This is a genomic window from Pantoea ananatis PA13 (genome assembly GCF_000233595.1).
GTDB lineage: Bacteria > Pseudomonadota > Gammaproteobacteria > Enterobacterales > Enterobacteriaceae > Pantoea > Pantoea ananatis.
Map to the genome: position 1 here is coordinate 1,049,230 of NC_017554.1, position 23,791 is coordinate 1,073,020.

The following is a 23,791-nucleotide window of genomic DNA, read 5'->3' on the forward strand; positions in this document are numbered from 1 at the left end:
TAACGGCGGCCCGGTTGAACAGAAAAGGTCAGAATTAAATGCGGATATTGCTCAGCAACGATGATGGCATCCACGCGCCTGGTATTCAGACGCTGGCAAAGGCTTTGCGTCAATTTGCCGAGGTGCAGGTTGTGGCACCGGATCGTAATCGCAGTGGTGCCTCTAACTCATTGACGCTGGAAACCCCGTTGCGCACCTTTACCCATGACAATGGGGATATTGCCGTGCAAATGGGGACGCCCACCGATTGCGTTTATTTGGGCGTGAATGCGCTTATGCAGCCCCGGCCAGACATCGTGGTGTCAGGCATTAATGCCGGCCCCAATTTGGGGGATGATGTGATCTATTCCGGTACGGTAGCGGCCGCAATGGAGGGCCGCCATCTGGGATTGCCCGCCGTGGCGGTATCGTTAAATGGCCAGCTGCACTATGACACTGCCGCGGCAGTGACCTGTGCCATTCTTAAAGCGCTGACGCAACAACCGCTGCGCACCGGACGCATCTTAAATATCAACGTGCCCGATTTGCCTCTGGCTGAAATAAAGGGCATTCGCGTCACGCGCTGCGGCAGCCGTCATCCGGCCGATCGGGTGATTGCGCAAACCGACCCTCGTGGTAATCCGCTGTACTGGATTGGCCCGCCCGGTGAAAAACTGGATGCGGGCCCTGAGACTGACTTTGCCGCCGTGGATGAGGGCTATGTGTCAGTGACTGCATTGCACGTCGATCTGACTGCGCATAATGCGCAGGCTGTTCTCAGCACCTGGCTGGCCAACGCTGAGGTACACCTGGCATGGTAAGTCGGCGTATTGAGACATTGCTGTCACAGCTGCGTCAACAGGGCATTAAAGATGAGCACCTGTTAAAAGCCATTGCCGATGTCCCGCGCGAACGCTTTATTGATGAAGCCTTCGAGCACAAAGCCTGGGACAACATGGCGCTGCCCATCGGGTCCGGTCAAACCATCTCGCAGCCCTATATGGTGGCACGCATGACCGCGTTGCTGGCGCTGACAGAGCACGCGCGCGTGCTGGAGATTGGCACCGGTTCCGGCTACCAGACCGCCATCCTCGCCCACCTGGTTGAACACGTTTACTCGGTCGAGCGCATTAAAGGCCTGCAGTGGCAGGCCAAACGGCGCCTGAAACAGCTTGATTTACACAATGTTTCAACCCGACACGGCGATGGCTGGCAGGGTTGGCCGTCTCGTGGCCCTTTTGATGCCATTATCGTTACCGCGGCACCGCCTGAAATTCCGATTGCGCTGATAGCGCAACTGGCGGAAGGCGGCATTATGGTGCTGCCCGTAGGTGAGGAGCAGCAGGTGTTAAAGCGTCTGCGCCGCCGCGGCAATGAGATTACAGAAGAAACCATTGAGCCGGTCCGTTTCGTTCCCTTAGTTCAGGGCGATCTGGCCTGACTGCCTTGTTAGCATTTCTTCATAACTGTTTCATGGAATCAGGTAGTTGATATTGCTACTATCCAGTTCATTCAACGAAAATCCAGCGTTTAACGTGCCGCACAGTGTATTGTGCTGGTGAGACGAGTAAGTCAGTTTTTTAAAGGTTGCCACCACGGGGGATTAATGAGCACGGGAAGCACAATTTTTCAGTTACGCCGTCTGGCGGCGCTTTCACTGGTGAGTTTTTGGCTGGCAGGCTGTAGTTCAGGCGATAATACTCAGGCGCCTATAAGCAATATCGGCGACAGCAACAGCGTTAATGACAACAGTAATATGGCTGGCTCTGGTACTGCGCCAGCCACCGGCGGCGTGCCCTCTGTGCCACCGCAGGGCGGAATGTTAAGCCGTAGTACACCTTTACCGCAGAACAATTCGGGAATCATTAGTGCCAATAATAATAATGTGCAAACTGAAAATGGCCGGATTGTGTACAACAGAAGTTATCAGAATATTCCTAAAGGTAGCTATTCTGGCCAGACCTACACCGTAAAACGTGGGGATACCTTGTTCTATATCGCCTGGATTACGGGCAATGACTTCCGCGATTTAGCGCAGCGCAACAATGTTCAGGCCCCTTACAGCCTGAATGTGGGACAGACGCTACAGGTTGACAACGGCTCGGGTCAGCCCATTACCGGTGGCAACGCCATCACCGCTGCAGATGCAACGCAAAGCGGCGTTGTGAGTGCACCACAAATAAAACAGGCCCCTGTTGCACAGCAGCCTGTTATTACGTATTCTGATGATTCGGGTGAATCGAGTGGCAGCAAATTGTTGCCTTCGAAGGGAGCAAATGTTGCAACGACAACAGCTCCAGCCGTTACCGCACCGCCTACGGTTAGCAGTACAACTAACAGTTCAACCCCTGTGGGAAGCTGGCGTTGGCCAACTGAAGGTAAGATCATCGATAACTTCTCTGCCGCCGAGGGTGGCAACAAAGGCATCGATATCGCAGGTTCGCGCGGACAGCCAATTGTAGCCACTGCTTCAGGAAGGGTGGTTTACGCAGGCAATGCGCTTCGTGGTTACGGTAATTTAATCATCATCAAACACAATGATGATTACCTGAGTGCCTACGCCCATAACGATACAATGCTGGTCCGGGAACAACAGGAAGTTAAGGCTGGGCAAAAGATCGCTACCATGGGTAGCACCGGAACCAGTTCAGTTAGATTACACTTTGAAATTCGTTACAAGGGGAAATCCGTAAACCCGTTGCGTTATTTGCCGCAGCGATAATCCGGCAGAGTCCTCAGGAATCTGCCCTGGAATCACGGGTAGGAGCCACTTATGAGCCAGAATACGCTGAAAGTAAACGAGTTACATGAGAACGCGGAATTCGAAGAGAATGGAGCAGAGATTTTTGATGAGAAGGCACTCGTTGAAAATGAATCTGGCGACAATGATGTAGCAGAAGAGGAGTTGCTGGCGCAGGGTGCGACGCAACGTGTACTTGATGCTACTCAACTCTATCTTGGGGAGATTGGCTATTCTCCATTGCTGACGGCAGAGGAAGAAGTTCTCTTTGCTCGCCGCGCATTACGAGGTGATATTCCTTCTCGTCGCCGCATGATCGAAAGTAACTTACGCCTGGTGGTTAAGATTGCCCGACGTTACAGCAATCGCGGTCTGGCTCTGCTGGACCTGATTGAAGAAGGTAACCTCGGCCTGATCCGCGCCGTTGAAAAGTTTGATCCAGAACGTGGATTCCGCTTCTCAACGTATGCCACCTGGTGGATTCGTCAGACCATTGAACGGGCAATCATGAACCAGACCCGTACAATTCGTTTGCCAATCCATATTGTTAAAGAACTGAACGTTTATCTGCGTACTGCGCGTGAACTTTCTCACAAGCTTGACCATGAGCCGAGTGCGGAAGAAATTGCAGAACAACTGGATAAACCGGTTGATGACGTTAGTCGTATGTTGCGTCTCAACGAACGCATTACCTCAGTTGATACTCCACTGGGAGGGGATTCTGAGAAAGCGCTGCTGGATATTCTGGCCGATGAAAAAGACAACGGCCCAGAAGACACTACGCAAGATGACGATATGAAACAAAGTATCGTTAAATGGTTGTTCGAACTGAACGCTAAGCAGCGCGAAGTGTTGGCTCGTCGTTTCGGCCTGTTGGGCTATGAAGCGGCAACGCTCGAAGATGTTGGCCGTGAAATCGGTTTAACCCGCGAGCGTGTGCGCCAGATTCAGGTTGAAGGTTTGCGCCGTCTGCGTGAAATCCTGCAGGGGCAGGGCCTCAGCATTGAAGCACTGTTCCGCGAATAAGCCGTCACAGAGCACATCAACAGAAAGCGATGGTTAACCCCATCGCTTTTTTTTATCTGCGTTTTATGCCTCTGCCCGCAGGGCAAAATACTCGCCTGACAAAAAACAGGGCCGACGGGCCGCATCTTTTGTCAGGCACAGTGTTACATCCTCCGGAAAACCGCGCTGTATCAGTTCTGTTGCTGACGAACAGTGAAACAGCGCCGTGAAATCCTGCAACTGATGAGCGTGCCAGGCTGCGACAGCGGTCTGTGCTTCCGGTGACAGCGAGTTTCGCTCAAGTGCGGCAATGATCCCCCCGGCAACCACATAGTCCTCAATACAGGGGCGAAGGCTCCCGTCCGGCCAACGCTCGCCGCAAGGGACAATCAAAAGACGTTTAAAGGGGCGGCAGGCCTCGGCGGTGGCAGTGAGGTTTCTCAGACAGCCTGTCAGCACGGGCACGCCCCACTCTCGTGCCCGGAAGCAGGTTGCGGAGCCATTAGGGGAAGGCAGTACCAACCTTTCACCAGGGCGAACGCTGAGCAACGTTCGGGGCGACAGGCTGTAGCCTTCGCCACCGAATCGCCTGTCGCTGTTCGCCGCGACAGCACCGACGGACTGCGCATAATGGACGACAGTCTGATCTTTCCAGGGATAGGGATACACGCGTGCCCCGTTCTCCACGGCAAGACTGACGCAGGTGGAAAAGGACATCACATCCACTATCACAATGGCATCCACATTGCCGGCAAGATGATCCAGTGCGGCGATGCCCCATTCGAGACGAATTGCAAACGCGTCCTGACTGTACCAGTGCATAAGCTGTTCCTGAAGTGTGAGGATAACAGGAAGGCGCAACCCGCTAAGTTACCCCTGCCTGCGCAATAACTTTTGCAGCCGTCTTTGCTGCCAACGGCGGATCGCTTCCTTGAAAATAAACAGGCGTAATGCTCTGACCACGAGTAAGGCTCCCCAAATAGCAGCGACCCAAAGTGACCAGCGCTCATTCGGCGAGGTAAAGTGGTTGAGGACGAACAGCAGTGTGCACACTACCACGGCGCTAAACAGAGAACGGTAAAACCGACTCTCGGCAGCAAGCTGCAGTCGGGCATCTGAAATGTAGCTGTCCAACGCTTCGCCGTTCTCCGCTGATGCCTCGCTGGTCAGGTCGGTGATTTTACACGCAAAGACGGCCGCCAGCGCACTCAACGTTTCCAGACTGGGTGGATCACCGTTTTCAATGCGTTGTACGGTTCGGGTGCTGAGTCCGGCCATTTCGGCCAGTTGCTCCTGTGACCAGGCGCGGGCAAGACGATATTCTCTGAATTTATTCAGGTTACGCATAGTGCAGTCTCCGAAAGAGTAAACAATCGGTAAGCAGCATCCCCGGTTAGCGTCGTCAGGAACACGATCGCAGCACGACAGGCACACGACAGCAGTATGACACCGCTTTAACGGCTGGTCATAGCATAAAGCAGTAACAGAAAAATGCGCCAGCAGAATGGGAAACGCGGGCGCAAGAGAAGGTTGACGCGCAGTCAGTTGCCGCCCAGTCAAGGGCGGCAGTGATCAGACCAGCGATTTAAGGCGATAGATCCAGTCCAGCGCCTGTCGCGGTGTCAGCGTATCGGGATCCAGTGCCTCAAGTGCTTCCACGGCAGGGGAGGTTTCTTCCACCAACAGCGGCAACTGCGAGCCGTCAATGTTTGACGTCGCGGACTGGCTGGAAACCGTTTCGAGCTCTTTCAGCTTATTGCGCGCCCGTTTAATGACCTCTTTGGGCACGCCCGCGAGCGCAGCTACGGCCAGTCCGTAGCTTTTACTGGCAGCCCCGTCTTGCACGCTATGCATGAACGCAATCGTATCGCCGTGTTCAACTGCATCCAGGTGAACGTTAACCACGCCTTCCAGTTTTTCAGGCAGGGTCGTCAGTTCAAAGTAGTGCGTTGCAAACAGGGTCATCGCTTTAATACGGTTAGCCAGATTTTCCGCACAGGCCCAGGCCAGCGATAAACCGTCATACGTCGAGGTGCCGCGGCCGATTTCATCCATCAGGACCAGGCTGTTTTCTGTCGCGTTGTGCAGAATATTGGCCGTCTCGGTCATTTCAACCATAAAGGTCGAACGCCCGGAGGCCAGATCATCTGCCGCGCCCACACGGGTGAAGATACGATCCAGTGGACCAATGACCACCTCTTCGGCAGGAACGAAGCTGCCAATCCAGGCCATCAGGGCGATTAATGCCGCCTGGCGCATGTAGGTACTTTTACCGCCCATATTCGGACCGGTGATGATCAACATGCGGCGTTGTGGGGCCAGAGAGAGCGGGTTCGCGATAAAAGGTTCTTTCAGGACCTGCTCCACTACCGGATGGCGGCCGGCGGTAATTTTAATCCCGGGCTTGTCGTGCAGCGTGGGACGGCAGTAGTTAAGTGTCCAGGCACGTTCTGCGAGGTTACTCAGGACATCCAGTTCGGCCAGCGCCGCCGCACTGAGCTGCAGCGCTTCAAGATGCGGCAACAGCTGGTCAAACAGGCCTTCATACAGGCTTTTCTCCAGCGCCAGCGCTTTGCCCTTAGAGGTAAGGACTTTATCTTCGTACTCTTTCAGCTCTGGAATGATGTAGCGCTCTGCGTTCTTCAACGTCTGACGGCGAACATAGTGGATAGGCACCTGATGGCTCTGGCCACGGCTGACCTGAATGTAGTAGCCGTGAACGCCGTTAAAGCCCACTTTCAGGCTGTCCAGACCGAGCTTTTCGCGTTCGCGAACTTCCAGTCGATCCAGATAATCTGTTGCGCCATCGGCGAGTGCTCGCCACTCATCAAGCTCGGCGTTATAACCGGGCGCAATAACGCCACCATCCCTGATTAATACCGGGGGGGATTCGACAACGGCCTGCTCAAGCAGAGTGCGCAGTTCGCTAAACTCGCCCATCTGTGCACGCAGCGTTTTCAATTGGGCGGATTCGGCGTTTGCCAGCAGATCGTTGAGTTCCGGCAACTGCTGAAAGGCATGGCGCATGCGCGCCAGATCACGCGGGCGCGCCGTTCGCAGCGCCAGTCGGGCCAGAATACGCTCTAAATCACCGACCTGGCGCAGAAAGGGTTGCAGCACATCGCTGAGCGGTTGCAGCTCTGCAATTGATGCCTGTCGTTTCGCGATGATACTACTGTCACGCAGCGGCATATGCAGCCAGCGCTTTAGCATCCGGCTTCCCATTGGCGTGACGGTTTTATCCAGCACGGCGGCCAGCGTGTTCTCTGTTCCGCCCGCAAGATTTTGCGTAATTTCAAGGTTACGGCGCGTGGCCGCATCCATAATGATGCTGTCCTGCTGACGCTCCATGCTAAGAGAGCGGATATGGGGAAGGCTGGTTCGTTGGGTATCTTTCACATACTGCAGCAGACAGCCGGCGGCGCGCAGACCCAGGTGCGCCTGCTCAACACCAAAACCGTTTAAGTCTCGTGTGCCAAACTGCATGTTGAGCTGCTGACGCGCCGTGTCGATTTCAAACTCCCAAAGCGGACGGCGACGTAAACCGCGACGCTGATCGATAAGCGCCATCGCAGCAAAATCTTCCGGATAAAGTAGCTCGGCAGGATTCGTTCGCTGCAGTTCTGCCGCCATCGTTTCCTGATCGGCAGGTTCACTCAGGCGAAAACGGCCTGAGCTGATATCCAGCGTGGCATAACCATAGCCGCGCGCCCCCTGAACAATTGCCGCCAGCAGGTTATCCTGGCGTTCCTGTAACAGGGCTTCATCGCTGATGGTGCCCGGGGTAACAATACGCACGACTTTGCGTTCCACCGGGCCTTTACTCAGCGCAGGGTCGCCAATTTGCTCACAGATGGCGACTGATTCACCGAGTTGTACCAGCCGGGCTAAATAGTTTTCGACGGCGTGATGGGGCACACCGGCCATGGGGATCGGCTCGCCTGCCGAGGCGCCGCGTTTGGTTAAGGAAATGTCTAACAGCTGAGAGGCACGTTTGGCATCGTCATAAAACAGCTCGTAGAAATCGCCCATGCGATAAAACAGCAGGATATCCGGATGCTCAGCCTTGAGGCGTAAATATTGCTGCATCATTGGCGTGTGCGTACTCAAGTCCATGTGCGCTGTTTTGTTCATCTCATTCTTACTCAAGGTTGACTCTTCCTTTTCCCGTCACGGTTTTCGCTGGGTTAAACAAGGGTGATAAGCAGCGACCATCATGCTGCATATGCCGCGCGGAAATAGTACCATTTTACGGCTCCTGCATCATCCGGCTTACCGCAGCGGGTAACGAAGTTAGCAAAGCCGGGTCGCCAACTGAATGATTTTTTTGATGAGAAAGAAAGCAGTAGAGGCATTTCACAAAACAGCCGGTTTGATTGTTAAAAAAAGTGTTTTTTTTACGATCTCGTTTGTATGTATCCGCGTTGAACGATTAACATTAAAATCCCTGGTCTGGCCTGTTATATGGATATCTGATGCGTTTTAAGCTTGCTTACCTTCCGCTTTTTGCCCTGCTTGCCGCCTGTAGCAGTAAGCCACACTCTTCGCAGCCGCCCGCCGAACTGGTTGCGCCTAAAGGCGGCTTTTTGCTGGAGCCGTCTCATGCTGTTCAGCCGATGTTTGGTGACTTCGCCAGCAATCCTGTTGCGGAACAGTTCATCGACAAAATGGTGGCGAAACACGGCTTCGACCGTGAGCAACTGCACGCCATTATTGGCCAGGCTAAGCGGCTGGACTACGTCCTGCGTTTAATGGATCGTCAGGCACCGTCCTATACACCGCCGAGTGGGCCTAACGGTGCCTGGATTCGCTATCGCAATAAATTTATCACACCGGATAACGTGCAAAATGGCGTCGCGTTCTGGAATCAATATCAGGATGCACTGCAGCGTGCGCAGCAGGTCTACGGCGTTCCGCCTGAGATTATTGTTGGCATTATCGGCGTGGAAACGCGCTGGGGCCGCATCATGGGGAAAACCCGCATTCTGGACGCGCTGGCAACGCTCTCATTTGATTACCCGCGCCGTGCTGCTTACTTTAGCGGTGAGCTGGAGACCTTCCTGCTCATGGCGCGTGATGAGAAGGACGATCCACTCGATCTTAAAGGCTCCTTTGCGGGCGCGATGGGCTACGGTCAGTTCATGCCATCGTCCTACAAAGCTTATGCGGTAGATTTTAACGGTGACGGCCATATCAATTTGTGGGATCCCGTCGATGCGATAGGCAGTGTCGCGCACTATTTCCAGCAGAACGGCTGGCGTCCGGGTGAAAATGTTGCCGTGCCAGCCAGTGGTCAGGCACCCATGCTCGAAAACGGTTTCAAAACCCGTTACAACGTCAGCACGCTGGCAGCATCGGGGCTTTCTCCACAAGGTTCGCTGGATGGCCATGACGAGGTCAGCCTGCTCCGTCTGGATCTCGGCACCAGCTACCAGTACTGGTACGGCTTGCCTAACTTCTATGCCATTACCCGCTACAACAACAGCACGCATTACGCGATGACCGTGTGGCAACTGGGAGAGGCGGTCAGCAAGGCGCGTCAGGGATCGCTGTTTTAAAACTACCCTTAGCAACTGTAAGGATATATGATGACGGCCCTTTATTCTGTGCCGTCCTCATTTTCTGGAGCCGTTATGTCTTTACCTGCTTGCCCTGTTTGCCATGCCGATTACACCTGGCAAGATGCTGAAAATCTTAACTGTCCGTCCTGTGGTCATATCTGGACTCAGGCTGAAGGGGATGACAGCGGTCAGGATTTGATCGTTCGTGATGCAAACGGCAATTTACTCGCCGATGGCGACAGCGTCACGGTCGTTAAAGATCTGAAGGTCAAAGGCAGTTCGTCTGTGCTGAAAATAGGCACCCGGGTTAAGAGCATCCGGCTGGTTGAAGGCGATCACAATATTGATTGCAAGATCGACGGATTTGGTCCGATGAAGCTCAAATCTGAGTTTGTGAAAAAGAACTGATTCTGCCGGGCGCCTGCTCGCTGCGCCCGATCTTATTCCTGTCAGCCCGACCGGGCTTTTCCCTTATAAAGACCTCCTGCCCGTTTGCGTGCCGCTGACATATTTTGCTGTTGGTCGGGCACTTTATGTTTATTTATACGTCTCATCTTCTGTGAATCTTTAACCCCTGAAAGGAGACGCAATATGCAAGACTGGGATCCCGCGCTGTATCGTAAATTTGAGGCAGAAAGAACGCGGCCTGCGCATGAATTACTGGCACGAATTGAGGTTGAAGATGTTCGGTTCGTTACCGATCTGGGCTGTGGCCCCGGGAACAGCACCGAACTGCTTTACGATGCCTGGCCGCAGGCGCAGGTGATCGGGCTTGACAGTTCTGCCGCCATGCTCGCGCAGGCGCGGGAACGTTTGCCTCAGTGCCAGTTTATTCAGGCGGATATCGGCAACTGGACAACCGATATCCCGCAGCAGGTCATTTATGCCAACGCGTCGCTGCAATGGCTTGGCGATCATCCCACCCTGTTACCACGGTTAGTCAGTCAACTGGCACCTGCCGGTGCGCTGGCGGTTCAAATGCCCGATAACCTGGAAGAACCTTCGCATCAGTTAATGCGTGAGGTCGCGGCATCCGGCCCCTGGCGCGACAAGATCAGCGCGCAGGCGGCGGAACGCAAAAAATTACCCTCAACTGAACACTATTATGACGTGCTGACAAAGGCAGGCTGCGCGGTTGATATCTGGCGAACCACGTACTATCACGTTATGGACGATGCGCAGGCTATCATCCACTGGTTAAAGGCCACCGGGCTGCGTCCTTTCCTTGCGCCGCTGGACGTCTCTGAGCAGGAACAGTTTCTGGCTGCTTATCATCAGTGTCTTATTACCGGCTATCCCGCCCGTCAGGATGGCAAGGTACTCTTAGCTTTCCCCCGGCTTTTCATGGTGGCGACACGCAACGGCTAAACTGGAGCGTAACGCGCAATTTGTTGACTAAGCGCCCCTGAGTGCTTGAAAAAGCGCAGAGCATGCACCATGTTCACTCAACGGCGACAGGGAGCGAAAAATGAATGACCAGCAGTTGCACGCACTGAGTGCGCAGACAGGTGAGGCGCTTAAACAGCGTAACGCTACCGTAACTTGTGCAGAATCCTGCACGGGCGGCTGGATAGCAAAAGTGTTTACTGACGTGAGCGGAAGCTCTGCCTGGTTCGAACGGGGCTTTGTCACCTACAGTAACGATGCCAAACAAGAACTGGTCGGTGTCAGCGCGGCGTCACTGGCGCAATACGGCGCCGTCAGCGAGGCGGTAGTGCGTGAAATGGCCCTTGGGGCACAGCAGCGGGCGCGCGCCGATTACGCTATTTCCGTTAGCGGTATTGCCGGCCCGGATGGTGGCAGTGAAGACAAACCGGTAGGCACCGTCTGGTTTGGCTTTGCGGCGCCGGGTGGCGTGGTCATGGCTTTTCGTCAGCAGTTTGATGGCGATCGCGATGCCGTGCGCCGTCAGTCAGTTGGCTGGGCACTCCAGACGTTATCCCGTCAATTTCTGCAAAATTAAACTTGATACTGTATGACTATACAGTATAATTACCCGCAACAGAAAGTGCACAGGCACCATGCGTGCGTGTTTACCCGGCATGATTAGGAGTAGAAATGGCAATTGATGAAAACAAACAGAAGGCTTTAGCTGCCGCGCTCGGCCAGATTGAGAAGCAATTTGGTAAAGGCTCCATCATGCGCTTGGGTGAAGACCGCTCAATGGATGTGGAAACCATTTCAACGGGTTCTCTGTCACTGGATATCGCATTAGGTGCGGGTGGTTTACCGATGGGGCGTATCGTTGAGATCTACGGCCCAGAGGCCTCAGGTAAAACGACACTGACACTTCAGGTTATTGCCGCCGCGCAGCGTAAGGGCAAAACCTGTGCCTTTATCGATGCCGAGCACGCACTGGATCCCATCTATGCTAAGAAACTGGGCGTAGATATCGACAATCTGCTGTGTTCACAGCCGGATACCGGTGAGCAGGCCCTGGAAATTTGTGATGCGCTGGCCCGCTCTGGTGCCGTTGACGTCATTATCGTTGACTCCGTAGCTGCACTGACGCCAAAAGCCGAAATCGAAGGTGAAATCGGTGACTCACACATGGGCCTGGCGGCACGTATGATGAGCCAGGCAATGCGTAAGCTGGCGGGTAACCTGAAGCAGTCAAATACGCTGCTGATCTTCATCAACCAGATTCGTATGAAGATTGGTGTGATGTTCGGTAACCCGGAAACCACTACCGGTGGTAACGCGCTGAAGTTCTACGCTTCTGTTCGCCTTGATATTCGCCGTATCGGTGCGATTAAAGAGGGTGACAACGTGGTGGGTAGTGAAACGCGCGTTAAAGTCGTTAAGAACAAAATTGCAGCACCATTTAAACAGGCTGAGTTCCAGATCATGTACGGCGAAGGCATTAACACCTTCGGTGAGCTGGTGGATCTTGGCGTGAAGCACAAGCTGATTGAAAAAGCCGGTGCATGGTACAGCTATAAAGGCGATAAGATCGGTCAGGGCAAGGCAAACGCGGGCAACTTCCTCAAAGAAAATGCCGCGGTGGCCGACGAGCTTGATATCAAACTGCGTGAAATGCTGCTTAACGGTGGCGATCAAAACATCGCGGCGGACGTTGCAGGCAACGACGTTGAGAAGGCGGCGAGCGAAGCCAACGAAGATTATTAAAGCCTGAAGCAGGAGCGGATTTTCCGCTCCTGTTTTACATTAACGCCTCACGTGCCTTTCCTCTGTTCCTGTCTCCCGCCATACTCTCCCTCCGTTCGTAAAAGGTACGCAGTATGTCTGAACAATCTCAGCCACAAGTCATCTCATTTTCACGCCTGCTGGATCGTGCGATGCGCCTGCTGGGCCAGCGTGACCACAGCCGCGAAGAGCTTAAACAAAAGCTCCAGCTGTCCGCTCAGCGTAGCGCGTGGATGAAACAAAAAGATCCTGAAATCATTACGCCCGAGCTAATGGAAAAGGTGCTGAACTGGTGTGGTGAAAACGGCTGGTTAAATGACGAGCGCTTTACCGCACGATTTATTCAGAGCCGAAGCCGCAAGGGATTTGGTTCACAGCGTATCAGGCTGGAGCTGGCACAAAAGGGCATCAGCCGTGATGCGATCGATCTCGCCATGGAAGAAACCGATATTGACTGGTCGGCCTGTGCGGCTGAACTCGCCGAGAAAAAATTTGGTCACCCATTGCCGACAGAATGGAAAGAAAAAGCCAAAGTGCAGCGCTTTTTGCATGCCAAAGGCTTTCTGAGCGAGGATATTCAGCAGGTTTTCAGAAATTTTGATGACTAAAAGTCGATGTGATTTTACTTCCCTCCGAAGAATATTTATCTTACCCCTTTTGGTTCCTTATGCTTGCTGCCGTAACGATGCGGTACGCCTGATAAAGAAGGACCTTTCGTTAGCGTGATTCCAGGATATATATGAGCAAGAGCACTGCTGAGATCCGTCAAGCGTTTCTCGACTTTTTCAATAGTAAGGGACATCAGGTTGTAGCAAGCAGCTCCCTGGTACCAAACAACGATCCGACGTTGCTGTTTACCAACGCCGGAATGAACCAGTTCAAAGATGTGTTTCTGGGTCAGGAAAAGCGTGACTACACGCGAGCAACGACGTCACAACGCTGCGTACGTGCCGGCGGGAAACACAACGATCTTGAAAACGTCGGTTATACCGCACGTCACCACACCTTTTTTGAAATGCTGGGCAATTTCAGCTTTGGCGACTACTTCAAAAAAGAAGCTATTGCGTTTGCCTGGGAACTGCTGACCGGCGAGCAGTGGTTTAAGCTGCCCAAAGAGCGCCTGTGGGTCACCGTCTATGAAACCGATGACGAAGCTTACGATATCTGGGCCAACGATATTGGCGTTCCCCGTGAGCGTATTATCCGTATCGGTGATAACAAGGGCAGCGCCTACGCGTCAGATAACTTCTGGCAGATGGGTGATACCGGGCCTTGCGGTCCCTGCAGCGAAATTTTCTACGATCACGGCGACCATATCTGGGGTGGACCACCGGGCAGCCCTGAAGAGGATGGCGATCGCTATATTGAGATCTGGAACATCGTCTTTATGCAGTTTAACCGTCAGGCGGATGGCACGATGTTGCCATTACCTAAGCCCTCTGTGGATACCGGGATGGGGCTGGAACGTATTACTGCGGTTCTGCAGCATGTTAATTCAAACTATGAAATCGACCTGTTCCAGACGTTGATTGAAGCGGTTGCGAAGGTCACCGGCGCGACCGATCTGAATAATAAATCCCTGCGCGTTATTGCCGATCACATTCGTTCCTGCGCCTTCCTGATTGCCGATGGCGTCATTCCGTCGAATGAAAACCGTGGCTATGTCCTGCGTCGTATCATTCGCCGCGCCGTACGTCACGGCAATATGCTGGGTGCTAAAGACGCATTCTTCTACAAGCTGGTTGCACCACTGATTCAGGTCATGGGCGCGGCAGGCGAAGAGTTACAGCGTCAGCAGGCACAGGTTGAGAACGTTCTGAAAAGTGAAGAAGAGCAGTTTGCTAAAACGCTTGAACGTGGCCTGGCACTTCTGGACGAGGAACTGGCAAAACTGCAAGGTGATACATTGGATGGCGAAACCGTCTTCCGCTTATACGATACCTTCGGATTCCCTGCCGATTTAACGGCTGACGTTTGCCGTGAACGTAACCTCAAAATCGATGAAGCCGGTTTTGAAAAGGCGATGGAACAGCAGCGTCAGCGCGCACGTGAAGCCAGCGGCTTCGGCGCAGACTACAGCAATGTGATTCGTATCGACGCGGCTTCCTCGTTTAAAGGCTATGAGCAGTTGGATCTGACGGCGACCGTCAAGGCGCTGTTCGTGAACGGTGAAGCCGTTGACGCCCTGTCTGCCGGTCAGGACGCGGTGATTGTGCTGGATGAAACGCCATTTTATGGCGAGTCTGGCGGTCAGGTAGGTGACACTGGCGAGCTGAAAGGCAATAACGCGCTGTTTAGCGTACAGGATACGCAAAAATATGGTCAGGCGATTGGTCATATTGGCAAACTCAGCAGCGGACAATTACGCGTTGGCGATCGTCTTGAGGCGGTGGTTGATGAGGCGCGCAGGGCTCGTATTCGTCTGAATCACTCCGCAACGCATCTGTTGCATGCTGCATTGCGTCAGGTTTTAGGTGAACATGTTGCTCAGAAGGGCTCGTTGGTTAACGACAAATATTTGCGTTTTGACTTCTCACATTTTGAGGCCATGAAACCTCAGGAGATTCGTCAGGTCGAAGATATTGTTAACGCACAGATCCGTCGCAATTTGCCTGTTGAAACCCGTGTCATGGATCTTGAGGCGGCGAAAGCCAAAGGCGCGATGGCCCTGTTCGGTGAAAAATACGATCAGCAGGTTCGCGTTCTGACCATGGGGGATTTCTCGGTTGAGCTGTGTGGCGGAACGCACGCTGCGCGAACCGGTGATATCGGCCTGTTCCGCATTCAGGCCGAGTCCGGTACTGCCGCAGGGATTCGCCGTATTGAGGCGATCACAGGCGAGGCGGCTCTGGCACAGGTTTATGCGCAGAGTAGCCAGCTACAGGATATTGCCCAACTGGTGAAAGCCAACAGCAGTAACCTGAATGAAAAAGTGCGCGGGCTGGTTGATCATCTGCGTTCGCTGGAGAAAGAGTTACAGCAGTTACGCGATCAGCAGGCGGCGCAGGAAAGTGCGCAGCTGGGTAATCATGCGGTCGACGTCAAAGGCGTTAAGCTGCTGGTGACTGAGCTCAGCAACACCGATCCGAAAATGCTGAGGACCATGGTGGATGATCTGAAAAACCAGCTGGGCTCGGCGATTATCGTGCTGGCTACGGTAGCAGATGGCAAAGTGTCACTGATTGCTGGCGTAACGAAAGATTTAACCGACCGTGTTAAGGCTGGGGAACTCATCGCCGAACTTGCGCCTAAAGTGGGTGGTAAGGGCGGTGGCAGACCGGACATGGCGCAGGCAGGTGGCAGTGATGCTACTGCACTGAAAGGTGCGCTGGCAGGTGTTGAAGGATGGGTTTCGAGCCGTCTGTAATGAAATAAAATAATTCATCGTAGCAAGCGCCAGAACTGATGTTCCGGCGCTTTTTAATACGATGTTAAATTTGCTAGTGACAAAGTCGGGTTGATGTAGCGTATTTCGGCTAAACTATTTATCAGCAGAATGTATTGGCGCGTTGATGTGCAATGGTGTATTTCTCATAGCCTGTGTACAGCGTTAAGTGATGGATAACGCCGGGAAGCTTTATCAAGCCCGACTCTTTTAATCTTTCAAGGAGCAAAGAATGCTTATTCTAACTCGTCGAGTTGGTGAAACCCTCATGATCGGTGATGAGGTGACTGTAACGGTACTGGGCGTCAAAGGTAACCAGGTCCGCATTGGTGTTAACGCACCAAAAGAAGTGTCTGTGCATCGCGAAGAGATTTATCAGCGCATCCAGGCCGAAAAAACGCAACAAACCAACGTTTGACAGATTCAGCGTCTCGCACCTGTGCGAGACGCTACCCTTTGTTCCCACCGTCTCGCTTTTTCTTTTTCCTCGTTATCTACCCTTTTTGTTAACTTCATCATCTTTGATTGTTGATTATTCACTCTTTTTGCGGTCATTTTGTCCCAATTGCCTGTCATTTGTGCAAACGGAAAAAACCTTCCGAAAAATTGTTTGACTTATAAGTGCGGGAAAGTAATATGTGCGCCACGCAGTGCCGATGAGCAGAAACAAGTTCAGAAGCGCAGTTCGGAAGAACGCGTAAGGTGAGGTGGCCGAGAGGCTGAAGGCGCTCCCCTGCTAAGGGAGTATACGGTCAAAAGCTGTATCGAGGGTTCGAATCCCTCCCTCACCGCCATTTCCGATGCATCCGTAGCTCAGCTGGATAGAGTACTCGGCTACGAACCGAGCGGTCGGAGGTTCGAATCCTCCCGGATGCACCATATCGTTGAATATGGATATGTTGATGTCAGGCGAAGCGCCGCAGAAAACATTGTCGGGACAGAGTTGTAAAGTGAACTAGCAATTCCTTCATGGTGAGTCGTTAGCACCCTGCGTTGTACAAGAATTTCATAATGCATCCGTAGCTCAGCTGGATAGAGTACTCGGCTACGAACCGAGCGGTCGGAGGTTCGAATCCTCCCGGATGCACCATACTTTTCGGTATGGACGTGTATTCCTGGTCTGTAAGGCATAGTCGATTTGTCAGGCAGAGCCAGAGAGGATAACGTTGCTTCAGCAACGGCCCGAAGGGCGAGGCGTCAGCCGAATAATCCTCCCGGATGCACCATTCTTCGTATTATCCCCAGGTTGATTTCTGCCAGTCCATAAAAGATTACCTATGCATCCGTAGCTCAGCTGGATAGAGTACTCGGCTACGAACCGAGCGGTCGGAGGTTCGAATCCTCCCGGATGCACCATATTCTGTAGTGCTCAAGCGAAACCTCTCTGTCATGGTCCGGTGTCATCACAGCGAACACCAGGGAGGATAACGTTGCTTCAGCAACGGCCCGAAGGGCGAGGCGTCAGCCGAGTCATCCTCCCGGATGCACCATTCTTCGTATTACCCTCAGGTTGATTTTTGCCAGTCCATAAAAGCTTTCCTGTGCATCCGTAGCTCAGCTGGATAGAGTACTCGGCTACGAACCGAGCGGTCGGAGGTTCGAATCCTCCCGGATGCACCATATTTTTCGGTATGGACGTGTATTCCTGGTCTGTAAGACATAGTCGATTTTTCAGGCAGAGCCAGGAAGGATAGCGTTGCTTAAGCAACGACCCGAAGGGCGAGGCGTCAGCCGAGCCATCCTTACGCAGGGACTGTCTTGCGAATCTTCTGGCCGAAATCCCCAGCATATGACCTGTGAAGCCATCGTGTTATCAGGCGCAGGACAACACTGTTCGTTCTCTCTGTTTACTCAGACGACCTGAGAACGCCTCACCTGAATGCCCTCAAACCACACCTGTGTCGCGCAAGCTTCGGTTTATGCGGCCTGAACGCGTCCGGGCTTTAAGGCGTGAGCGTAGTCGCGATCTTGTGCCAGAATCACATTGATTGTGGTGATACATTTTCTGCTGAACATTGTTAATCCTTGATAACATTCCTGGCATAGCGCTTACCTTCTGCATCGCTGCTAAAATCACAGGGAATTCGCGACCTTACAGGCTTTCCAACCCGATCACCTTTATCTGAAAACTAAAATAGCTAATGCTTTCAAAGCATTTGCTGTTCATCCCGCCTGGCGACAACCTACGCACATTCAGCTAAAGTAATGGCTCATTTGTTGGAGGTCCTCAGTGACAATCTACGATCAATACGACGCCCTGATTTTCGATATGGACGGTACTATTCTTGATACTGAACCGACACATCGAAAAGCGTGGCGTCAGGTGCTGTCACGCTATGGCCTGGCGTTCGATGAAGCGCGCGTAACGGCGTTCAACGGTGCGCCCTCATGGCAACTGGCGAAGTTCATTATTGAAACCAATAATTCAGATCGCGATCCTTATTTGCTCGCCGCTGAAAAAACAGCAGCGGTAAAAGCGATGCTGCTGGATAACGTGCAGCCGCTTCCGCTCATGGAGGTCGTCAAGGCGTACTATGGTCGCCGCCCTTTGGCTGTGGGTACAGGCAGTGAGCACGCTATGGCTGATGCGCTGCTCAGCCAGTTGGGTGTCAGAGATCTCTTTTCTGCTGTGGTGGGGGCCGACGACGTGCAGCGTCACAAGCCTGAGCCCGATACCTTTCTACGCTGTGCTGCGCTGATGGGCATCGCACCAGAGCGCTGTGTGGTGTTCGAAGACGCTGATTTTGGCGTGCAGGCAGCGAAGGCCGCAGGAATGGCCGTGGTTGATGTTCGCCTGCTGTGAGCGAAACACTGGCTTATGTGTCTTTATTGAGTAGCAGCTTTCTCAGTGCGACGTTACTTCCGGGTAGCTCAGAGGCGCTGTTAGTTGCACTACTGATCGCGAAAAGCGCATCAGTCTATGGGTTGATTTTAGTCGCATCGTTAGGGAATACCTTGGGTGGCTTGACCAACATAATTTTGGGTCGCTTATTGCCGTTAAAACGTCAGGGGCGATGGCATGAGACAGCGATGACGTGGTTGCAACGGCTGGGGCCGGCAGCACTGTTGTTTAGTTGGCTACCGGTTGTAGGCGATCTGCTCTGCGTTCTTGCAGGTTGGTTACGCTTTGGCTGGTTGCCCTCGATACTGTTTCTGGCTATCGGTAAAACGCTGCGTTATATCGTTATTGCGACCGCCACATTACAGGGCATGGAATGGTGGCATTGATTCGTACTGATTCGGGGCTAGGGTTAACACTATGCTGAACAAAAATAAATTATTCACACAGCGGGAGGTTAATGTGATCCCCGACGTATCAAAAGCGTTATCCTGGCTGGAAGCGCATCCTGATGCACTTAAAGGCATTGGCCGTGGCATTGAACGTGAAACGCTGCGTGTGCAGCCAGATGGTCATCTTGCGACGACCGCGCATCCAGATTCACTGGGGTCGGCGCTTAAGCATGACTGGATCACCACCGACTTTGCTGAAACGCTGCTGGAGTTTATTACCCCGGTTGATCACAGCATCGATCACATGCTGGCGTTTTTGCGTGACGTTCATCGTCATGTTGCCCGCGAACTCGGTGAAGAGCGCATGTGGCCTTTCAGCATGCCTTGCCTGATTGAAGATGCGGATAAAATTACGCTGGCACAATACGGCAAATCCAATATCGGTCGTATGAAAACCCTTTACCGTCAGGGATTAAAGAACCGCTATGGTGCGTTGATGCAAACCATCTCCGGTATCCATTACAACTTCTCGCTGCCGTTGTCCTTCTGGCAGGCCTGGGCGGACGTAAAAGATTATGAAAGCGGTAAAGAAACCATATCTGCCGGTTATCTGCGGCTGATCCGCAACTACTATCGTTTTGGCTGGATCATCCCTTATCTGTTTGGCGCATCGCCTGCAATTTGTTCCAGTTTCCTGCAGGGCGGCGAGAGCGCACTGCCGTTTGACACCGATAATAAAGGTACGCTCTGGCTCCCCTATGCCACTTCGCTGCGTCTGAGTGACCTGGGCTATACCAATAAGTCGCAGAGCTCGCTGGGTATTACCTTTAACTCTCTTGAGGGTTATGTCAGCGCCCTGAAAAAAGCGATTAAAACGCCTTCTGAAGACTTCGTGAAGATGGGCACGCGGGATGCAGACGGAAACTGGTTGCAGCTGAACACCAACGTCCTGCAGATTGAGAATGAGCTCTATGCGCCGATTCGTCCCAAGCGCGTTACCCGATCCGGTGAAGCGCCTTCCGATGCCCTGCAACGTGGCGGCATCGAGTACATCGAAGTGCGCTCAATGGACATTAACCCTTTCTCGCCCATCGGGGTGGATGAAAACCAGGTGCGGTTCCTGGATCTGTTCCTGATTTGGTGCACGCTGGCAGATGCGCCAGAGATGAGTTCTGATGAATTGCAGTGCAGTCGGCAGAACTGGAATCGCGTGGTGCTGGAAGGGCGCAAACCCGATCTGAAAATTGCAGTCGGCTGCGGTGAAGCAGAGTATTCACTGGTCGAGGTCGGCAAGACACTGTTTGCTGATTTGCGCCGCGTTGCGGAAGCGCTGGACAGCAATCAAGGCACAACAGAATATCAGCAAGTCTGTGACGAACTGGTAGCATCCTTCGACGATCCTGAGCTAACCTATTCGGCGCGTATTCTTAAAGCCATGAAAGAAAGCGGCGTGACGGGAACGGGCATCGCTCTGGCAGAGCAGTATCAGCAGTTGCTGGTTAACGAGCCACTGGAAGTGCTCAAGCCGGAAGACTTTGCGCGTCAGGCACAGGCGTCCGTTGCCGCGCAGCAGCAGCTTGAAGCGAATGATACGTTAGATTTTGAAACCTATCTGGCTGGCCGGGAAGGGTAGAAAAGAAAAAGGCCACATCAATGTGGCCAAATTAACATCTCTGTTGTCAGGGATGGATGATAACAAATGCGCGTCTTTCATATATTCAGACGCTGGGCGATCGGAAAAGTTTCATCGTTCTCAAAAAATTTTTCAGACCAAGAGGTGACGTATGCCATTACTGGATAGTTTTACTGTAGATCACACCATCATGGCCGCGCCCGCAGTGCGTGTAGCAAAAACCATGAAGACTCCCCATGGCGATACGATTACTGTTTTTGACCTGCGTTTTTGTCGCCCCAATATCGACATTCTGACTGAACGTGGGATCCACACGCTTGAGCATTTGTTTGCGGGCTTTATGCGTAACCATCTCAACGGTAACGGCGTAGAGATTGTTGATATTTCACCTATGGGTTGCCGCACAGGCTTCTACATGAGCCTGATTGGTACACCAGACGAGCAACGTGTGGCACAAGCCTGGAAAGGTGCGATGGAAGACGTGCTGAAGGTGAAAGATCAGAACCAGATTCCAGAGCTGAACGAATATCAGTGTGGCAGCTATAAACTGCATTCTCTGGATGAAGCTCAGCAAATTGCCCGCAACGTGCTGGCGCAGGAGATCGGTGTTAACCACAATGACGATCTGAAACTGCCTGCCGAAAAACTGAAAGAGCTGCACATCTAGTCAGTTAGGTTAGTCCGGACAGTAAAACGCCGCACATGAGCGGCGTTTTTTATAACAGCGCCTGCATGACGACGGCGGGCTTTTCAAAAACCTGCGGGTCAGGCGAAAAAAACCGCCTTGCAATGAACTGCACCCAAAAAGTTGGACACCCAACTGAGTAAGGTGCAGTTTTTTATGAGCATCAGGATCCTACGGATTGCTTGAGCGGTGTCTGTGGTGTGATGCGAACCTGCTTAATCATATTGTCCTGCACATCCAGAATATCAACATCATAGTGATTCACCTGAACGCGCGTGTTCACTGTCGGAATCTCTTCCAGTGCTTCCAGTAACATACCGTTGATGGTACGCGCTTCCTGCTCAGGCAGTTGCCAGTTGAAGGCTTTATTGATCTCACGAATATTCGCGCTACCTTCAATCAGCACGGAGCCATCATTTTGCGGCATCACTTCTTCAGCCAGCGACGGAGACATTGAGGTCGTGAAATCACCCACAATCTCCTCCAGAATGTCCTCTATCGAAATCAGGCCTTTGATATCGCCGTACTCATCCACGACCAGACCGGTCTTTTTCTTGTTGCGCTGAAATTTCACCAACTGAACGTTGAGCGGCGTGCCTTCGGGAATGTAATAGATCTCATCGGCGGCACGCAGCAGCATTTCTTTCGTAAACTCTTTTTTCTCGGTCATCATGCGCCAGGCTTCGCGCACCCGCAGCATCCCTACACAATCATCCAGCGAATCACGGAACAGGACAATGCGGCCGTGCGGTGAATGGCTTAACTGACGGATGACTGATTTCCAGTCATCGTTGATGTTAATACCAACAATCTCGTTACGCGGCACCATAATGTCGTCCACACTGACCTTTTCGAGGTCCAGTACAGATAACAACATATCCTGATTGCGGCGCGACATGTGCGTACGCGATTCGTAAACGATGGTACGCAACTCTTCTTTGCTGAGCGCTGAACTAATCGCACCATCCGCCCGGATGCCCACCAGTCGCATCAGCAGTCGGGTAATGGTGTTAAGCAACCACACCAGGGGCAGCATGATGTATTGCAGCGGACCGAGCAGAAAGCTACTGGGGTAAGCGACTTTTTCTGGATAAAGTGCAGCAACCGTTTTGGGCAGCACTTCTGCAAACACCAGTACAACAAATGTCAGGATACCGGTCGCGATCGCGACACCGGCATCGCCATACAAACGCATCCCTACGATAGTACCAATGGCGGACGCCAGAATATTGACCAGGTTATTACCGATAAGGACCAGGCTGATGAGGCGATCCGGGCGCTTTAACAATTTTTCGACGCGGCGGGCTGCGCGATGGCCATGTTTAGCCTGATGGCGCAGTTTATAACGATTGAGCGTCATCATGCCGGTTTCAGAGCCTGAAAAATAGGCTGAAACCAACACCATAATGATGAGTGTGACAATCAACGTCGTGGTCGAAACATGTTCCACCGCAAAACTTCCTTTTATTAAGAACTGTGAATGAGCAGGTGTTGCAGTACGCGACTGCCAAAGTACGCCATCGTGAGCAGCGCTGCGCCGCCGCAGTTAAACCACACTACGCGGCGACCACGCCAGCCTTCATGATAGTGGCCCCAGAGCAGAACGATGTAGACAAACCAGGCAATAATCGACAGCACGGCCTTATCTACGTTTTCGGCGCTGAACAGGTCATGCATATAAAACAGGCCGGTACACAGCACCAACGTCAGTAACACAACGCCAACCTGGGTGATGTGAAACATTTTACGTTCAATGGTCAGCAGCGGTGGCATGTCCTGAGTGAAAGCCAGTTTTTTGTTCTTAAGCTGGTAATCAATCCACGCAAGCTGCAACGCGTACAACGCCGCGATGATGAGCGTTGCATAGGCAAACAGCGACAGCCCGATATGAATCATAATGCCGGGCGTGGTTTCAAGGTGCGTAATAAACGCATTCGGGACAAAAGTGGCAAAGGCCAGGTTAATTAATGCAAAGCTGTAAACAATCGGCAGCAGTAGCCAGCCACGATTTCGGGAGGCAACAATGGTCATGATTGCACAAATCAGCAGGCTGACCAGAGAGCCGATATTCAACAGGCTGAGATTTTGCCCGCCATCAACGGCAAAGATACGCTGCTGCAGGGCGACAGCGTGCGTGACTAACGCCACACAGGCCGACAGCACAGCTAACCTGCGCCAGCCGCTTTGACGCTTCAACAGGCTGGGGATGATGAGTGCAAGGCTCAGGGAGTAGGCGAACAGCGCCACAATCGCGAAAACGGACATAGTTCCTTTCAGGCATCAGTCAGATAAAGGAAAAGGGCAGTATAGCGCCAGCCGCAGCAGGCTCCAAACGATCTAAGGTGGAATTGAAGAGGAACTGAGGTGGAAGTGAAGAGATCGCCTCGGCTTCGTGTTATAATCCGCCGCATTCTGCCGGTATGGT

Annotated in this window: 21 protein-coding genes and 5 tRNA genes; 21 read left to right on the forward strand and 5 right to left on the reverse strand. The window is 52.8% G+C overall.

Annotated features, from left to right (window positions below; all coding sequences use genetic code 11):
• Nucleotides 1-38 precede the first annotated feature (38 nt).
• From surE to rpoS, 4 genes are all read left to right on the forward strand, one after another.
• Nucleotides 39-800 (forward strand): 5'/3'-nucleotidase SurE, encoded by a 762-nt coding sequence (gene surE, locus PAGR_RS05075; RefSeq protein WP_014594429.1) that lies wholly within the window; start codon nucleotides 39-41, stop codon nucleotides 798-800.
• Nucleotides 794-1,420 (forward strand): protein-L-isoaspartate(D-aspartate) O-methyltransferase, encoded by a 627-nt coding sequence (locus PAGR_RS05080; RefSeq protein WP_014605172.1) that lies wholly within the window; start codon nucleotides 794-796, stop codon nucleotides 1,418-1,420. Before surE ends, PAGR_RS05080 begins: the two co-directional genes overlap by 7 nt.
• Before the next feature lie 165 nt (nucleotides 1,421-1,585).
• Nucleotides 1,586-2,701: a murein hydrolase activator NlpD gene (gene nlpD / locus PAGR_RS05085; RefSeq protein WP_013026914.1), complete on the forward strand. Its 1,116-nt coding sequence runs from the start codon at nucleotides 1,586-1,588 to the stop codon at nucleotides 2,699-2,701.
• A gap of 51 nt (nucleotides 2,702-2,752) precedes the next feature.
• Nucleotides 2,753-3,745, forward strand: a complete 993-nt coding sequence (gene rpoS, locus PAGR_RS05090; protein ID WP_013026913.1) for an RNA polymerase sigma factor RpoS — start codon at nucleotides 2,753-2,755, stop codon at nucleotides 3,743-3,745.
• A 63-nt stretch (nucleotides 3,746-3,808) separates the two neighbouring features.
• Here the strand turns inward: rpoS and PAGR_RS05095 are convergent, their stop codons facing one another.
• The 3 genes from PAGR_RS05095 to mutS form a co-directional block, all read right to left on the reverse strand.
• The gene (locus tag PAGR_RS05095; protein ID WP_014594428.1) at nucleotides 3,809-4,546 is read right to left on the reverse strand and encodes a 2-phosphosulfolactate phosphatase; all 738 of its coding nucleotides are present in this window, start codon (nucleotides 4,544-4,546) and stop codon (nucleotides 3,809-3,811) included.
• A gap of 48 nt (nucleotides 4,547-4,594) precedes the next feature.
• Complete coding sequence (locus PAGR_RS05100; protein WP_014605173.1) at nucleotides 4,595-5,071, reverse strand: helix-turn-helix domain-containing protein; 477 nt, start codon at nucleotides 5,069-5,071, stop codon at nucleotides 4,595-4,597.
• Nucleotides 5,072-5,296: 225 nt separating this feature from the next.
• Nucleotides 5,297-7,858 carry a DNA mismatch repair protein MutS gene (gene mutS, locus PAGR_RS05105; protein WP_014605174.1) on the reverse strand — a complete coding sequence of 854 codons (2,562 nt, stop codon included), beginning with the start codon at nucleotides 7,856-7,858 and terminating at the stop codon, nucleotides 5,297-5,299.
• Between the two features lie 341 nt (nucleotides 7,859-8,199).
• Between mutS and mltB the strand changes: the two genes are divergently transcribed.
• The 17 genes from mltB to luxS all read left to right on the forward strand — a co-directional run bounded on the left by mltB (nucleotide 8,200) and on the right by luxS (nucleotide 21,348).
• Nucleotides 8,200-9,282 (forward strand): lytic murein transglycosylase B, encoded by a 1,083-nt coding sequence (mltB, locus tag PAGR_RS05110; RefSeq protein WP_013026909.1) that lies wholly within the window; start codon nucleotides 8,200-8,202, stop codon nucleotides 9,280-9,282.
• 75 nt (nucleotides 9,283-9,357) lie between these two features.
• A complete protein-coding gene (locus PAGR_RS05115) occupies nucleotides 9,358-9,693 on the forward strand; it encodes a zinc ribbon domain-containing protein YjdM (RefSeq protein WP_014605175.1) in 336 nt (111 codons plus the stop codon).
• A 183-nt stretch (nucleotides 9,694-9,876) separates the two neighbouring features.
• On the forward strand, nucleotides 9,877-10,653 hold the full coding sequence (gene tam, locus PAGR_RS05120) for a trans-aconitate 2-methyltransferase (RefSeq protein ID WP_014594424.1): 777 nt from the start codon (nucleotides 9,877-9,879) through the stop codon (nucleotides 10,651-10,653).
• Between the two features lie 100 nt (nucleotides 10,654-10,753).
• Complete coding sequence (gene pncC / locus PAGR_RS05125; protein ID WP_013026906.1) at nucleotides 10,754-11,248, forward strand: nicotinamide-nucleotide amidase; 495 nt, start codon at nucleotides 10,754-10,756, stop codon at nucleotides 11,246-11,248.
• Between the two features lie 95 nt (nucleotides 11,249-11,343).
• Entirely contained in the window at nucleotides 11,344-12,414 is a 1,071-nt protein-coding gene (recA, locus tag PAGR_RS05130) for a recombinase RecA (RefSeq protein WP_014594423.1), read from the forward strand.
• 113 nt (nucleotides 12,415-12,527) lie between these two features.
• Nucleotides 12,528-13,040 carry a regulatory protein RecX gene (locus PAGR_RS05135; protein ID WP_014594422.1) on the forward strand — a complete coding sequence of 171 codons (513 nt, stop codon included), beginning with the start codon at nucleotides 12,528-12,530 and terminating at the stop codon, nucleotides 13,038-13,040.
• A gap of 131 nt (nucleotides 13,041-13,171) precedes the next feature.
• Complete coding sequence (alaS, locus tag PAGR_RS05140) at nucleotides 13,172-15,799, forward strand: alanine--tRNA ligase (protein ID WP_014605176.1); 2,628 nt, start codon at nucleotides 13,172-13,174, stop codon at nucleotides 15,797-15,799.
• A gap of 250 nt (nucleotides 15,800-16,049) precedes the next feature.
• Nucleotides 16,050-16,235, forward strand: a complete 186-nt coding sequence (gene csrA, locus PAGR_RS05145) for a carbon storage regulator CsrA (protein WP_006120718.1) — start codon at nucleotides 16,050-16,052, stop codon at nucleotides 16,233-16,235.
• A gap of 283 nt (nucleotides 16,236-16,518) precedes the next feature.
• Nucleotides 16,519-16,611, forward strand: a tRNA-Ser gene (locus PAGR_RS05150).
• Nucleotides 16,612-16,619: 8 nt separating this feature from the next.
• Nucleotides 16,620-16,696 (forward strand) — tRNA-Arg (locus PAGR_RS05155).
• Nucleotides 16,697-16,830: 134 nt separating this feature from the next.
• Nucleotides 16,831-16,907 (forward strand) — tRNA-Arg (locus PAGR_RS05160).
• Between the two features lie 189 nt (nucleotides 16,908-17,096).
• Nucleotides 17,097-17,173: transfer RNA gene (locus PAGR_RS05165), tRNA-Arg, on the forward strand.
• Between the two features lie 187 nt (nucleotides 17,174-17,360).
• Nucleotides 17,361-17,437, forward strand: a tRNA-Arg gene (locus tag PAGR_RS05170).
• A 616-nt stretch (nucleotides 17,438-18,053) separates the two neighbouring features.
• Nucleotides 18,054-18,620: a fructose-1-phosphate/6-phosphogluconate phosphatase gene (gene yqaB, locus PAGR_RS05175; protein WP_024471530.1), complete on the forward strand. Its 567-nt coding sequence runs from the start codon at nucleotides 18,054-18,056 to the stop codon at nucleotides 18,618-18,620.
• Nucleotides 18,617-19,045: a YqaA family protein gene (locus tag PAGR_RS05180; RefSeq protein ID WP_014605177.1), complete on the forward strand. Its 429-nt coding sequence runs from the start codon at nucleotides 18,617-18,619 to the stop codon at nucleotides 19,043-19,045. Before yqaB ends, PAGR_RS05180 begins: the two co-directional genes overlap by 4 nt.
• 31 nt (nucleotides 19,046-19,076) lie before the next feature.
• On the forward strand, nucleotides 19,077-20,681 hold the full coding sequence (gene gshA, locus PAGR_RS05185) for a glutamate--cysteine ligase (protein ID WP_014605178.1): 1,605 nt from the start codon (nucleotides 19,077-19,079) through the stop codon (nucleotides 20,679-20,681).
• A 151-nt stretch (nucleotides 20,682-20,832) separates the two neighbouring features.
• Entirely contained in the window at nucleotides 20,833-21,348 is a 516-nt protein-coding gene (gene luxS / locus PAGR_RS05190; protein WP_013026899.1) for an S-ribosylhomocysteine lyase, read from the forward strand.
• Between the two features lie 181 nt (nucleotides 21,349-21,529).
• Here the strand turns inward: luxS and PAGR_RS05195 are convergent, their stop codons facing one another.
• Both PAGR_RS05195 and PAGR_RS05200 read right to left on the reverse strand, forming a co-directional pair.
• Nucleotides 21,530-22,816, reverse strand: a complete 1,287-nt coding sequence (locus PAGR_RS05195) for an HlyC/CorC family transporter (RefSeq protein ID WP_013026898.1) — start codon at nucleotides 22,814-22,816, stop codon at nucleotides 21,530-21,532.
• Nucleotides 22,817-22,833: 17 nt separating this feature from the next.
• Nucleotides 22,834-23,631 carry a cytochrome C assembly family protein gene (locus PAGR_RS05200; protein WP_013026897.1) on the reverse strand — a complete coding sequence of 266 codons (798 nt, stop codon included), beginning with the start codon at nucleotides 23,629-23,631 and terminating at the stop codon, nucleotides 22,834-22,836.
• Between the last annotated feature and the right edge of the window lie 160 nt (nucleotides 23,632-23,791).